General features: G+C 62.5%; 11 protein-coding genes. 6 read left to right on the forward strand and 5 right to left on the reverse strand.

Annotation, left to right across the window (positions count from 1 at the left end; translation table 11 throughout):
• Positions 1 to 3: 3 nt before the first annotated feature.
• The 6 genes from KXR72_RS14275 to KXR72_RS14300 all read left to right on the forward strand — a co-directional run bounded on the left by KXR72_RS14275 (position 4) and on the right by KXR72_RS14300 (position 8,452).
• Positions 4 to 1,551, forward strand: coding sequence for an N-6 DNA methylase (locus tag KXR72_RS14275; protein WP_437421751.1), 1,548 nt, complete (start codon positions 4 to 6; stop codon positions 1,549 to 1,551).
• Positions 1,544 to 2,902, forward strand: a complete 1,359-nt coding sequence (locus KXR72_RS14280; protein WP_437421752.1) for a restriction endonuclease subunit S — start codon at positions 1,544 to 1,546, stop codon at positions 2,900 to 2,902. The genes KXR72_RS14275 and KXR72_RS14280 overlap by 8 nt, the downstream gene beginning before the upstream one ends.
• Positions 2,903 to 3,294: 392 nt before the next feature.
• Positions 3,295 to 4,230: a restriction endonuclease gene (locus KXR72_RS14285; protein ID WP_437421753.1), complete on the forward strand. Its 936-nt coding sequence runs from the start codon at positions 3,295 to 3,297 to the stop codon at positions 4,228 to 4,230.
• 645 nt (positions 4,231 to 4,875) lie between these two features.
• Positions 4,876 to 6,204, forward strand: coding sequence for a flippase (locus KXR72_RS14290; protein WP_437421754.1), 1,329 nt, complete (start codon positions 4,876 to 4,878; stop codon positions 6,202 to 6,204).
• Positions 6,201 to 7,259 carry a nitroreductase family protein gene (locus tag KXR72_RS14295; protein ID WP_437421755.1) on the forward strand — a complete coding sequence of 353 codons (1,059 nt, stop codon included), beginning with the start codon at positions 6,201 to 6,203 and terminating at the stop codon, positions 7,257 to 7,259. Before KXR72_RS14290 ends, KXR72_RS14295 begins: the two co-directional genes overlap by 4 nt.
• 8 nt (positions 7,260 to 7,267) lie before the next feature.
• Complete coding sequence (locus tag KXR72_RS14300; RefSeq protein WP_437421756.1) at positions 7,268 to 8,452, forward strand: polysaccharide pyruvyl transferase family protein; 1,185 nt, start codon at positions 7,268 to 7,270, stop codon at positions 8,450 to 8,452.
• A 69-nt stretch (positions 8,453 to 8,521) separates the two neighbouring features.
• Here the strand turns inward: KXR72_RS14300 and KXR72_RS14305 are convergent, their stop codons facing one another.
• The 5 genes from KXR72_RS14305 to coxB are packed head-to-tail and all read right to left on the reverse strand — an operon-like array spanning position 8,522 to position 14,375.
• The gene (locus tag KXR72_RS14305; protein WP_437421757.1) at positions 8,522 to 9,814 is read right to left on the reverse strand and encodes a c-type cytochrome; all 1,293 of its coding nucleotides are present in this window, start codon (positions 9,812 to 9,814) and stop codon (positions 8,522 to 8,524) included.
• A complete protein-coding gene (locus KXR72_RS14310) occupies positions 9,795 to 10,424 on the reverse strand; it encodes a cytochrome c oxidase assembly protein (protein WP_437421758.1) in 630 nt (209 codons plus the stop codon). The genes KXR72_RS14305 and KXR72_RS14310 overlap by 20 nt, the downstream gene beginning before the upstream one ends.
• Positions 10,421 to 10,846 (reverse strand): hypothetical protein, encoded by a 426-nt coding sequence (locus KXR72_RS14315; protein WP_437421759.1) that lies wholly within the window; start codon positions 10,844 to 10,846, stop codon positions 10,421 to 10,423. Before KXR72_RS14315 ends, KXR72_RS14310 begins: the two co-directional genes overlap by 4 nt.
• Complete coding sequence (gene ctaD, locus KXR72_RS14320) at positions 10,843 to 13,371, reverse strand: cytochrome c oxidase subunit I (protein WP_437421760.1); 2,529 nt, start codon at positions 13,369 to 13,371, stop codon at positions 10,843 to 10,845. The genes KXR72_RS14315 and ctaD overlap by 4 nt, the downstream gene beginning before the upstream one ends.
• Positions 13,368 to 14,375, reverse strand: a complete 1,008-nt coding sequence (coxB, locus tag KXR72_RS14325; protein WP_437421761.1) for a cytochrome c oxidase subunit II — start codon at positions 14,373 to 14,375, stop codon at positions 13,368 to 13,370. Before coxB ends, ctaD begins: the two co-directional genes overlap by 4 nt.
• Positions 14,376 to 14,459 lie beyond the last annotated feature (84 nt).

The following is a 14,459-nucleotide window of genomic DNA, read 5'->3' on the forward strand; positions in this document are numbered from 1 at the left end:
CCCATGACCAATTCCGACATCGTCCAGAAGCTCTGGAACCTCTGCGACGTCCTGCGTGACGACGGCATCAACTACAGCGATTACGTCACTGAGCTTGTGCTGCTGTTGTTCATCAAGATGGAATACGAGCAGGTGCAGAACAACGACAGCTTTGGCCACAAGCTGCCCATTGGTGCGCGCTGGCCGGATCTGGCTGGCAAGTCCGGGCTCAACCTGCTCAACCATTACCGGCAGATGCTGCTGGATCTGGGTAAGAACCCGGACCCGCTGATCGCCGCCATCTATGCCGATGCACAGACCCGCCTCAAGGAGCCGCGCCACCTCGAGCAACTGATCAAGAGCCTCGACGGCATCGACTGGTTCAGCGCCCGCGAAGACGGCCTCGGTGATCTCTACGAAGGCCTGCTGGAAAAGAACGCCAGCGAGACCAAATCCGGCGCCGGCCAGTACTTCACCCCGCGCCCGCTGATCGACAGCATCATCCGCTGTATCAAGCCGCAGCCGGGCGAGACCATCCAGGACCCAGCTGCCGGCACCGCAGGCTTTCTCATCGCCGCCGACGCCTACATCAAGCAGCACACCGATGACCTCTACGAGCTGAATGAAAAAGACCGCCGCTTCCAGCGCACCGACGCCTACGTGGGCGTCGAGCTGGTGTCTGGCACACGCCGGCTGGCGCTGATGAACTGCCTACTGCACGGCATGGAAGGCGACGCCGAGGGCGTGGTGCACCTAGGCAACGCCCTCGGCCAGACCGGCGCCAGCCTGCCCAAGGTCGACGTGATTCTCTCCAACCCGCCATTCGGCACCGCCAAGGGCGGCGGCGGCCCGACCCGCGACGACCTCACCTACCGCACCGGCAACAAACAGCTGGCCTTCCTCCAGCACATCTACCGCGGCCTCAAGCCGGGCGGGCGGGCCGCTGTGGTGCTGCCGGACAACGTGCTATTCGAGGCCGGCGTCGGCACCGACGTGCGACGAGACCTGATGGACAAGTGCAACCTGCACACCATCCTGCGCCTGCCCACCGGCATCTTCTACGCCCAGGGCGTGAAGACCAACGTGCTGTTCTTCCAGAAAGGCACGGCCGACAACCCACGCCAGGAAAAGCGCTGCACCAGCCGCGTATGGATCTACGACCTGCGCAGCAACATGCCCAGCTTCGGCAAGCGCACCCCCTTCGGCCCCACCCACCTCAAGCCGTTCGAAGATGCCTATGGCGAGGACCCGAATGGCGGTAGCCCCCGTGCCGAAAACGTCGAGGGCATCGGTGAAACCAGCCGCTTCCGCTGCTTCACCCGCGAGCAGATTCGCGAACGCGGCGACTCGCTGGATATCAGCTGGCTCAAGGACGACAGCAGCCTCGACGCCGCCGACCTCCCAGCCCCGGAAGTACTGGCCGGCGAAGCCATGGCCGAACTGACCGAGGCGCTGCATGAGTTGGAAGCACTGATGAAGGCGTTGGGTGCGGGAGATGAAGTGGTGGCGCAGAAGCAGTTGATGGCGGAAGTGATGGGGCTTTCGGTGGTTCAGGAGGCTGGGGATGAGTGAGTTAATGCTAGCGAACTGGGCCGACTGTAAGCTTGGAGACGTCGCCAGCATTATCCGCGGTGTGACTTTCCCTGCTTCGTCAAAAGTTCACGAGCCTGCTGATGGGTATGTTGCTTGCCTTAGAACATCGCATGTTCAGGAGAAGCTGCTCTGGGAAAATATTTATTACGTCCCAGAAAACTACGTTAAAAGAGCTGATCAATTAGTTGGAAAAAACGACATATTGATGTCGATGGCCAACAGCTCGAACCTTGTCGGCAAGGTATGTATAAATGAGACTGACCGCACGGCATGTTTCGGAGCATTCCTATCGGCCATAAGAAGCAAAGAAATAGATCATCGATATGTCTATTACTACCTAAAGAGTAGTGAGGCACAGCGAGCTTTAAAAGCCTCAGCAAGCCAGACTGTAAATATTGCGAATATCTCGGTCGGCGCACTAGAGAATTTGAGAGTTCCGCTGCCTCCACTCGCCGAACAAACCCGCATCGCCGCCAAGCTCGATGAACTGCTGGCCCAGGTTGACACCCTTAAAGCCCGCATCGACGGCATCCCCGCGCTGCTCAAAAGCTTCCGCCAATCCGTCCTCGCCGCCGCCGTTTCCGGGCGGTTGACTGAAGAGTGGCAGGCTAGTGCAGCAGTCGACTGGAGTTTTCAACGTGCGGCAGATGTGTGCGAGAAGGTACAGAGCGGTGGTACCCCAAAAGAGGGTTTTTCCGAGTCCGGAGTTCCATTTCTGAAGGTGTACAACATCGTAAATCAAGAGATTAGCTTCGAGTACCGACCTCAATATATTTCGGAGTCCATCCACAGAGGTGCATCATCGAAATCGATCACAATGCCGGGCGACGTTGTGATGAATATCGTAGGCCCGCCACTTGGAAAAGTCGCGACTATCCCGGCGACGTCGCCAGAGTGGAATATAAACCAAGCTATTACTCTCTTTAGACCGAGTGAAAACATCATCTCAGGCTGGATATCAATCGTTCTTCTTGGCGGGGAAAATCTCCGCAGCATCATAAACGAGACCAAAGGATCGGCGGGCCAGGTAAACATATCGCTCTCCCAGTGCCGAGATTTTTTGTTCCCGGTTCCCTGCGTTGAGGAACAAACCGAAATCGTCCGCCGCGTCGAACAACTCTTCGCCTTCGCCGACCAACTCGAAGCCCGCGTCAAAGCCGCCCAGGCACGCATCGACCGGCTGACCCAAAGCATCCTTGCCAAGGCTTTCAGCGGCGAGCTGGTGCCGCAGGACCCGAACGACGAGCAGGCCAGCGTGCTGCTGGAGCGCATCAAGGCCCAACGCGCCGCCGAGCCCAAGGCCAAACGCGGCAGAAAGGCATCAGCGTGAACCAGCCAGCCAGCAAACCGACTCGCGCCAGGTTCCGCCCTGCTGGGCGGGTTCCTTTTGGCATTGCCCCAAAAGGAACCAAAAGGGCTAGCCCCGCCATCCGGCCCTGCGCTGCGCTCCGGGTTCGTTCACTTCATCGCCGCTCCGAGGGCCGGCTTACAAGGGCCTTCCATGGCCCTTTAAGCCTTTCGCCGCATCCATGCGGCTCATCCCTTTGCACGGCGACTACGCTCACCCTGCTGAAGCGGCATTCTGCGTTGCGTGGCAGCCCGTACCTGTACAACGTAAAAGCAACTTAGGGTGGCAGACCGCAGAAGGTTCTCCACCTGCGAAATCTGCAAGGCCTATACCTCGGCTATACGCCAATACGCGCCATTAAGGATCCAGGAACCATGTCCGTGCCGACCTACGACCAGTTCATCGAGCCCATCCTGCGTTTTCTCGCCGCCCACCCAGAGGGCGCGACGGCGAGCGAAGCTCACGAAGCGGCCGCACAGACACTCGGCCTGAGCGAGGCGCAGCGACAGGAAACCATCACCAGCGGCCAGGCCACTTACAAGAACCGCGCAGGTTGGGCGCATGACCGGCTCAAGCGCGCCGGCTATTCCAGCAGCGCCAAGCGTGGCTACTGGAAGCTGACCGACGACGGCCTTGCCTTCGCCCAGGCCAACCCGGCTCCGCTAACCGCCGAGCAGGTCGAACATCTCGCGATGAATTTCATGAGCGTGAAGCTGAAGACGGCGCCAGATGCCGCCTCGCTGGATGAAAGCAGCGACACACAAGCGCTGATCGCCCAGGCAGAAATCGCCACCAGCAGCCCACAGGAGCGGCTGGACCAGGCGCTGCTCGAGTTGCGCACCAGCGTCGCCGGTGATCTGCTGGACAGCCTGCTGCAAGCCAGCCCGACGCGCTTCGAGCATATCGTGCTCGATGTGCTGCACAGCCTGGGCTACGGCGCGAACCGCCAGGCGCTGCAGCAGGTGGGCGGCAGCGGCGATGGCGGCATCGACGGGGTGATCTCGCTCGATGCGCTGGGGCTCGAAAAGGTCTATGTGCAGGCCAAGCGCTGGCAGAGCACCGTTGGCCGCCCTGAACTCCAGGCCTTCTACGGCGCCCTGGCCGGGCAGAAAGCGCGGCGCGGCGTGTTCATCACCACCTCCGGGTTTACTGCACAGGCGGTGGAGTTCGCACGCTCGGTGGAAGGGCTGGTGCTGGTCGACGGCAAACGCCTGGTCAACCTGATGCTCGACCATGAGGTCGGCGTGAGTTCGCAGCTCTACAAGGTGCCCAGGCTCGACAGCGACTACTTCGACGAATCGCTCGGCTGAGCGGCTGTGGCGCTACATAGCTGCGCATCAGCCGTACCGGTTCGGACCCTTCGTCTAGTTGTACAACCCGCTATCCGGTAAGCAAAAGGCCCCGCCTCCTGATGGAAGCGGGGCCTTCTGGTTTGGGCTGGGTCCTGTCCCTATCGGCGGCTCCGAGCCGCATTTCCTGACGCCGTCCAAGCGCTTGCGATATCCGTCGCGGCAGCCACGACTGCGAGCCAGAGGCCGCAATCGCGCCGTGCTAGGCGGAGGTGACGCATCGAAATGGGACACGAACCGGCCAGCAGCGGCAGCGAGGAGTAAGAGTGCCACTAATGGCAAAGGTTCATCTTTTTAAAATGAAATCGCCATTACGGGTTAATCCGGCCGATCCGAGACGGTCTAAACCGTGTATTAACGGGGGTCACCTACCCGACTCTGCCCGGCGACTCAGCTATAGGCCGCGCCGTTGTTAAACGCAACGTGCTAGAGCGGTCCGATGGCGTTTTGCCAAGCTCCGTCAGGTAACCAGCCCGATACATTTTAACCGTTGCGCCTTCGGAACATGCGCGGCGAAACGCGGTCAGCTAAGCGTCGCCACCCCAGCGCAACCGAAAGGCTAAGCCTGCCACCACGAAGTCCGCCTTTGAGGAGCCAGGCCACTCGATGACCGCGATAACGACCCTCTTCAGCAAACTCAAGCACTACCTGTTCAACGCCTCCTGGATGATGGCCGAACGCCTGCTCAACATCGGCGTGGGCTTCCTTACGGCCGTGTTGCTGGCCCGTTATCTGGGGCCGGAGCAGTACGGCATCCTTGCGTACGCCATCTCGATGACCGCGATATTCGCCTCGGCCGGCCATATGGGCCTGGCGGGGCTGGTGGTCCGCGAGGTCGTCAAGCAGCCGGACAAGGTGCCGGAGACGCTTGGCACCACTTTTATGCTCAAGCTCAGCGGAATGGCCATCGGCTTCGCGCTGATCGTGATGTATGCGCTGGCCTTCGAGGAAGTTGGCGGCACCGAGTTCTGGATGCTGCTGATCGTCGCCTCGGCGATCTTCTTTCAGACCTTCGATGTGGTGGAGTACTGGTTCCAGTCGCAAGTACAGGCCAAGTACCCGGCCATCGCCAAGTCCTGCGCGATCCTCCTGGCGGCGGCGCTCAAACTACTGCTGGCGCTCGGCGGTGCAAGCGTGGTGGCCTTCGCCTTCGCGCACACCGCACAGTTCGTCGCGGCAGCGATCATTCTGGCGATCCTTTACAAGGGCACCACTCGGGTCTCGGTCACCAGCTGGAAGGCCAGTTTCGCCAAGGCGCGCGAGCTGCTCGCGCAGGGCTGGATCATCTACCTCGGCTCGATCTTCGCGGTGATCTACATGAAGATCGACCAGGTCATGCTCAAGTGGATGATCGGGGCCGAGGAAGTGGGTGTATACGCCGTCGCCGCCCAGCTGTCCGAGGCGTGGTATTTCCTGCCGACGGCCATCGTTGCCTCCTTCTTCCCCAAGCTGATCAAGCTTCATGCGGCCGACGGCGCGATGTTCAACCGGCGGTTCCAGCAGTTGCTGGATGTGCTCTTCGTGCTGGCAGTCGCCGTGGCGGTGCTCGTGTCACTCATCGCCGCGCCGCTGATCGGCCTGCTGTTTGGCGACGAATACCAGAACTCCGCCTCGATCCTGACCATCCATATTTGGGCCGGCGTGTTCATCTTCATGCGTGCTGCGTTCAGCCGTTGGATCCTGATCGAGGGCGCCCTGATGTTTTCACTGATCACCCAGGGCCTCGGCGCCCTGTTCAACATAGGCCTGAACCTGCTGCTGATTCCGCGCTACGGCGGTGAAGGCGCAGCCATGGCCACTCTCTTTTCCTACGCAATCGCTTCGTACGCTGCGCTACTGGTGCATCAGAAGACCCGGCCGGTGTTTTTCATGATGACCAAGTCGATGTTCAGCCCCGTCCGCTATGCGTTCAATGCCGCAGGAGCCCTCCGATGAGCCTCAAGCCTCTTGTTCGAATGCTGCCCGAGCCGGTCAAGGACCTGCTCAAGGGCATACGCGACCGCAGCCGCCTGGGCCTGGTCCAGCTGTTCTCCAGCAATGGCTTCCTGGCCTCGCTGTATTACTGCCTGATCAGCCGCGAGTTCGACCGCGAGCACCGCGCCGTCCTGCTCGGCCGCCTGCAGTTCGCCCGCCTGATGCAAGGGCGAGGCGAAAACGATGCCTTCCTGCGGCGCAACGTGCATCGGCTGGAGAAGGGCCTGATCATGCGGCCACGCCGCAGCACCTTCGCCGAGGACTACATCGGCCCGACCGTCCGCTGCTTCGCCGAGGCGACACACGCCGGCGTCGTGACCGGGCAGCAGCGCTGGGCCAACGATGTGCTCACCGACTATTTCTCCGCCGTGCAGAGCTCGCCACGGATCGACTCCGCTCGACGTGAATTTGCCAATGCGCAACGGGACGAGAGCGCCGGCCGCTGCGTGCCGTACCCGCATAGCGATCTGCCCGAGTGCCCGGTCAGCTACGAGCAGCTGATGGTGCTGTTCCGCCGCCGCCGCTCGGTGCGCTGGTATCAGGACAAGCCGGTCAGCAACGAACTGATCGAGCAGGCCGTGCGGGCGGCGTCACTTGCGCCCTCGGCGTGCAACCGCCAGCCGTTCCGCTTTTACGTCAGCAACGACGCGGCCAAGGCGGCCGACATCGCGCAGTGCGCAGGCGGCACCGGCGGCTTTCACGACAACCTGCCCTGCGTGATCGCCGTGGTCGGCGACCTGGGCTGCTATCCGGAAGCGCGCGACCGCCACGTTGTGTATATCGACGGCTCGCTGGCGGCCATGCAACTCATGCTGGCGTTCGAGAGCCTTGGGCTGTCGACCTGCCCGATCAACTGGCCTGACATCGAGTCGGCCGAGCGCAAGCTGGAAAAGAAACTGGGCCTGGCCTACTACGAACGCACCGTGATGCTACTGGCGGTGGGTTATGCCGATCCAACGGGAGGGATTCCTTATTCGGACAAGAAGACCGAGCACGATTTGATCGTCTACAACTGAGGCAAACGATGATTATCGAGATCAGAAAAGCAGGCTTCGTCAATAAAGGTGCAGAACTGATGCTGCACGCTGCGCTGGAGAAGTTGAAGTCCCGCTATCCCGACGCGACTTTCGTCATGGCCCCGACCACTGAGAAGTCCGACCACCCTTATCGCAAGTTCGTGAAACTGGGCTTCTTCCCCAAAGCCTCGCTATGGCGCTACGGCATTCAGTGGGGCGACCTGGCGAATCTCGCGCCGCGCCAGTTGCGCGAGATGTATGGCGTGGTGCTGGACAAGGAAATCGACGTTGTCATCGACGCGGCTGGCTTTGCCTACAGCGACCAATGGGGCGACGAACCCAGCGCCGAACTCGCTCAATCAGCCAAGCGCTGGAAGAAGAACGGTACCCGCGTCATCCTGCTGCCCCAGGCGCTGGGCCCGTTCAAATCCGAGAAGAACCAGGCGGCGATGAAAACCGCGGTGGAGAACATCGACCTGATCTTCCCGCGTGAGCGTATTTCCTACGACTACCTCACCGAACTGGTCGGCGAGCAGGGCAAGATCCGCCAGGCGCCGGACTTCACCAATCTGATCAAGGGCGTGCTGCCGCCGGACTTCGATGTCGAGCAAAACCGCTTCTGCATCGTCCCCAACTGCCGGATGCTGGACAAGACTGACCAGCAGACCCGTGACGCCTATCTTCCCTTCCTGATCCGCTGCGCCAGCTATCTGGTGGAGAAGGGTGCCAAACCGTTCGTGCTCGTGCACGAAGGTCAGGGCGACCGGCGGCTCGCCGAGCAGGTATCAGCGGCGGTGGGCGGCATCCCGATCGTCAAGGAGAGCGGCCCGCTGGAAATCAAGGGCATCCTCGGCGCCTGCAGCGGAACCCTGGGCAGCCGCTTCCATGGGCTGGTCAGCGCGCTGTCGCAGGGCGTGCCGGCGCTGGCAACCGGCTGGAGCCACAAGTACCAGATGCTGTTCGACGACTACGGCTTCCCCGAGGGGCTGGTACAGGTCACGACCGATGAAGCGGAAATCAAGCGCAAGATCGACCTGGTGCTCGACGAGCGCGACCGGATCGCTGGCGTGATCCAGGCCCGCACCGATCAGCTCAAGCAGCAATCCGAGCTGATGTGGCAACAGGTATTCGATGTCATCGACCAATGCGAGCGCGTGAGCCAGGCCAACCCCAGGACCGCGGGCGCCGCGTAAGACTGCAGGAATGAGCGCCGCCGGCAAGGCCGGTGGCGCTTGGCTGGGCGCTCAACGATGGCGGCGTGCTTACCTGCGCTGTTGGGATGAAGAATCCTGCGCCGCAGTTTCGGCACCTGTTTGCACCGGCTTCTCAAGCGAAGGCGCAGGCTGTTTGACCTCCGGTGCGGACGCAGCCGGCAACGAGGCATAGTAATCCGCCAACGCACCCATCTGCTCCGGCGTGAGCCGCTGCGCAGCGCTGTGCATGATGTGGGCGTATTCGGTGCCGCCACGCTTACCGGCGGAGAACAGCTCTAGCTGCAACTTCAGATAGCGGGCGTACTGTCCGGCGATATTGGGGTACATGGGATTGCGTGGGCTGGCCTTCGGTCCATGACAATGCACGCAGGAAGGTATACCGCGCTCCCGTGCTCCGCGCTCGGCTAGCGACAGGCCCTGGGCAAGAATGTCCGGGGCAGGCTCCGGGGCCTCGGTTCGGCTGACCGGTGGCAGTTCGGCATAGTGCTGGGCCAATGCCCGGAGCACCTCCGGCTCCAGGCCAGCGGCGATCGGCTGCATGACGCCGCTATGCCGCTCGCCGCTGGCGTAGGCCTGCAGCGCACCGAGCAGGTAGGGCTCGCTCTGCCCGGCTAACCGTGGAAAAGCACCCTCGCCCCGGCCTCCGCCATCTTCGGCATGGCAGCGGTTGCAGTTGGCCAACACAGGACCGAGCGGGTCCTTCACCGGTCGCAGATGATCGGGCGTGACGGGCTTGGCTGCCTCATCGCTGCGCCCGCCCAACGCGAGCTGTTTATAGCGCTCGGGGGACATGCTCGGCATCGCCTGAAGGAACGCCACCATGGCCCAGACTTCATCGTCCCGCTTCTGGGCAGGCCAGGCCGGCATAGCGGTGAACTTCACGCCGTTCTTCACGATCCAGAACAGTTCCTGGGGCCCCCAGCGAACGATCCGTGGTGGAAGGTACGGAGGCTCAGGTGTCATCTGCTGAACGATCAACGAGCGCTCCTGGCCTGGACCGCCATGGCAGGCCAGGCAGCCGGTGTGATAGTGCCCAGCCCCTTTGAGCAACAGCGCAGGATCATCCAGCGGCGGCACCTTTATACCCATCGACTGCGTGCTCACCGCACGCCGCATGGCGTAGTGCAGAAGCCAGCCGGTCGCTTTCCAATGGCCCGAGCTGGCACTGATCGAGACCAGCCCCAGCGAAACCATGACGAACGCGCCCGTGCCCGCGAGCGCCGCTATCAACGCGACCGCCGCTATAACCCGCTTCCAGGAGCCACCGGTCAGCCAGCACAGCCAGCGCCGCAAGGGCGCCGACCACCGCCAGACCCTGCGTTTAGCTGATTGAAACGGCATGGCGCTTGTCCTGTAAAAGCCCGAACAGCAGATACAACCCGCCGATGAGATAGGCGCTGCCGCCAAAGGCCAGCATGATCACACCGCCCATCTGCTGGTCCTCCAGCGGGCTCATGCCCGATAGCGCCGAGCCGGTGTGCTCGAACAGCGGTCGGCTGGACATGGCCAGCAGGACGCCGAGCAGCGTCATGTGCATCGACGTCAGTAGCAGGCCGGCAATACCCGCAAGCGCGCGCCGGTGCCGCACGCCGCCAAACGCTGCAAGCCATACCAGCAGGCCGACAAACAGGTAGCTGCCCTGCTCCAGCAGTTGTGCCCATTGCGATGTGCGTGCCGCATGGTGCAGCGCCGGCATGTGCCAGGCCCAGACCACGAACAGTTCGATCACCGAGGCCAGGATCGGTGAGAACAGAAAAGGAATGCGGCTGGAGAAATCAAACCGGCCGCCGGCCAGGCCGATCGCCAATAGCGGCGCCGCAACCGCGACAACCATCACGTGCATCAGCATATGACCGACGAACAGCCTATCCGCCATATCAGGCAACGGCCCGAGCCAGACTGCTCCTAGCGTGGCCAGACCAAGCATCAGCGACAACGGGCGCCAGATCATGCGCAGCTCCTGATAAATACCACGCACAGGGCCACGAATATCGTCGCGACAAAGCTCAGGCCACTGAGTAGCAGCGTCGAAAAACCCAGGAAGCGGTGGCGGTCGCCCGGTGTGTCGAAGTCATGCGGCGCGGTCGCATGCCCGAAGGTGTGCTTGCGCCAACCGCGCCAGCCGGTCAGGGCGATGCCGACCAAGGCGACCAACGTCAGCACACCAATGGCCACGCGGATATCACCCAGCGCGCCGCTGCGGCCCGCGACCTTCGCGCACCATACGGACGTCGCCAGGTAGGACAGCAGGAAGTGCAGCGCCCAGATAGTCGGGCTAAAGGTGATCAGCCAGAGCGAGTCGCGCTCCTGCGGCGGTGCTTCCGGCGCCTGCTGATCGGCCAGCCGTTGCTGTTCGCTCAGGTTCTCGCTCATAGCACCTCCGGAAAGCCGGCGATGACGGCCACGGTCACGCCGACGGTGATGAGCATGAAGTGCCAGAACAACGCGACGTTGCGGATATCGATGTCATGCACCGCCGTCATCCGGCCGGCAGCGCGGCGCGCCAAACAGTAGAGCTGCATGATCAGGCCGATGGACAGGTGTATCAGGCACCAGAGCACCAGCACCCAGACCGTGGCGGGATACACGTGACTGGTGGGGTCGAGGCCACTGAAGTGCGGTCCGGCCCACATCGAATAGGCACCCGCCACGGTGCAGACCGCCGCCAGCCCCAGCGAGCCGTAGAAGCCTGCCGCCTGATCGCGGACATTGCAGCGCCGTGCCAGCAACGTCAGCGCCCAGGACAGGGCAATCAATCCCAGCCCCAGTACCGGCCAGAACACACCTGGGCCGGCCGCATCAGCAGGCGGGAAATCCTCGTGTACGGTCCAGAAGAAGAAGTAGCCGAACACCAGGCTGCCAAAGGCGCTCATGTCACCGATCATGGTGATGAACATCGCCCACCAGCCCACCGACTTGGCGCCCGAGGCATAGAGCGGCACCGTCACGTCCAGGCCGATGTCCTTTTTCGGCTTCTCCGGGATCACGGCCGTGCCGGTCCACAGCCAGATCAAGATGGTGATCAACGCGAGGCCACCACTGACCAGCGCCGCGGCGTACCAGCTGTAGGTCGCAAAGATGAACAAGCCGCCGGTGAAGATCGCCGCCCACATGCTGAGAAAGGTAGGGCCTGGCACGCGCAGGCACTGGATTGGCTCGGCATCGATGATGCTGCTGATCAAGGTCTCGCGCTTTCCCTCCTCGGCATCGGGCAGGTAGAAGCGGCCAGCGTCGACGTCGCGCATCAGGTTGGGCTGGTCCCACAGCGGGTAGCGGCTCTTGATGATCGGAATCGAACGCGCACCCCAGGGCATGCCGGGCATCTCAGCCAGCCATTCAAGCGTCCCGGCGTTCCAGGGATTGCGCTGGCTGTAAGGCTGTTTGCCCTTGGGCCGCAAGACGTCCCAGACGAGCACAGCGACGCCAGCCGCCAGGATAAAAGCACCGACCGTGGACACCATGTTGAGTACATCGAAGCCCATGTCTGGCGCATAGGTGTAGACCCGCCGCGGCATCCCGAGCAGACCGGTGAAGTGCATGGGCAGGAAAGCAATGTTGAAGCCGATGAACATTAGCCAGAAGGCGATGCGGCCGAGGCGGTCGGACAGCGTCTTACTGCGCGCCAACGGGAAGAAGTAGTAGAGCCCGGCGATCACCGGGAACAGCATGCCGCCGATCAACACGTAGTGCAGGTGAGCGACGATGAAGTAGGTGTCATGTGCCTGGAAATCGAACGGCGCCAGCGCCACCATCACACCGGTCAGCCCGCCAAGGACGAAGATCGCCAGCGCACCGGCGACGAACAGCATCGGCACCGATTTGACGAAGCGCCCGGCCAGGGCCGTCGCCAGGAAGCAGAAGATCTGCACGCCAGTGGGAATCGCCACGGCCTCGGAGGCGGCCGAGAAAAAGGCCAGCGAGATACCGGGCATCCCGGTGGTGAACATGTGGTGTACCCACAAGCCGAAACTGATGAAACCGGTGCCCACCGCCGCCAGCACGATAAAGCTGTAGCCAACGATTGGCCGCCCGGCCGCGGTGGGCACGATGGTCGCCACCAGCGCCACGGCAGGCAGGAAGATGATGTAGACCTCAGGATGGCCGAATATCCAGAACAGGTGTTGCCAGAGCAATGGATCGCCACCGCGGGTGTGATCGAAGAATGGCCAGTCGAAAGCACGCTCCAGTTCGAACAACAGGTCGCCCGCGATCAGCGGGGGAAAGGCGAAGAGGATCATCCCGGCCACAACCAGGATGTACCAGGAATACAGCGGGATCAGGTTGATGCGCATGCCCGGCGGCCGGGTCTTCAGCACACCTACGATCAGCTCCACCGCCGCCGCAATCGACGACACCTCGATGAACGACAGCCCGAGCAGCCAGATATCTGCGCCGAGACCGTCCTGATAGGTGGTGGTGAGCGGTGGGTACATGAACCAGCCGCCCTGCGGAGCGACGCCAAAGAAGATCGAGCCGCACACGAACACGCCGCCAATGATGAAACACCAGAAGCCGTAGGCCGACAGCCGCGGAAAGGGCAGGTCCCGCGCGCCGAGCATCTGCGGCAGGATCAGGATGGAAAAGGCTTCGAAGATCGGCACGCCGAACAAGAACATCATCACCGAGCCGTGCAAGGTGAAGACCTGATTGTAGGTTTCGGCAGACAGCAAATCGTTGTCTGGCACCGCCAGCTGAGCGCGGATCAGCATCGCCAGCACGCCGGCAAACAAGAAGAACAGGAACGACACGCCGGTGTACCAGAGGCCCACCTCGGTGTTGTTCACTGCGGACCAGTAACGCCAGCCGGTGGGTGTCTTCCAGGCCGCAGCCAGGCGATCGGCCTGCGCTTTGGCGCGGGCTTCCTCCTGCGGGTCGCTGTACTGGATCGGCTCGCTCATTTAAGTCCGCTCAGGTAGTGCGCCATGGCAGTCAGCTGCGCCTCGGGCAGCATGCCAAAGGCGGGCATTTTCACGTCGGGTTTGATCGCGCTGCTGTGGCCGATCCAGCGTTTGAAGGCTTCAACATCGGCTGGCAGGGTGCCGGCTGCGAGGGTCAGGCGGCTGCCGACGTGAGTCAGGTCCGGCCCGAGCGTGCCGTCCGCCTCGGTGCCTCGCACCTGATGACAGGCACCGCAGCCGTTGGCGAGAAAGGCCTGCTGGCCTGCCTGCTGCAATTCGGTAACCGGCTGCTGCGCAGGCTCGGCCTGCTCGGCGAGCCATTGATCGAAGGCCTCCCGGGCCATCACCACCACGGCGAAATTCATCAGCGCATGGGACGTGCCGCAATATTCGGCGCAGGCACCGCGGAAGGTGCCGGTCTCGGTCGGCTCCAGCACCAGCTGGTTGGTGCGACCGGGGATCATATCGACCTTGCCGCCCAGCGAAGGAATCCAGAACGAATGGATCACGTCCGGACTGGTCAGGCTGAAGGCCACTCGCTCGCCCACCGGCAGGCGAATCTCGTTCGCCAGCTCGACCGCATCACCCGCTTCGGTCTGATAGCGCACCCGCCACCACCACTGTTCCCCCGACACATCGACATGCAGGGCGACGTTTTCTGAGGAGCGCAGCTGGGGCATCAACATCAGCCCGTAGATCAGCAGCCCCGTCAGCACCACCACGGGAAAGACGATTCCGCCACCCATGATCAACCAGCGCGCACTACGGATGCCGTGCGCTTCGGGGTGCGCCTGAGTGGCATACAAGGCGATACCCATCACCACCAGCCAGATGACCAGCGCACCGCCCGCCATCCACCAGAACAGCGTGGCAATGCTCTGCGCGCCGACACCGGCCGGGTCTAACGCGGACTGTTGCCCCTCGCAACCTGCGACCAGCGCCAGCAGCAGCAACCGGCTAATGCCGGGCGCGGGAAGGAGGTCATGTATCGAAGAGCGCCGCATGGTCCGCCTCGCTGGGAGCTAAGGGTTGTGACCCCTGCGTGGCAAGAAAAGTTGGAAATCTGCACCGAACCGAGCGCGCGAGGA

The sequence above is a fragment of the Stutzerimonas chloritidismutans genome, assembly GCF_051486945.1.
Classification (GTDB): domain Bacteria; phylum Pseudomonadota; class Gammaproteobacteria; order Pseudomonadales; family Pseudomonadaceae; genus Stutzerimonas; species Stutzerimonas chloritidismutans_B.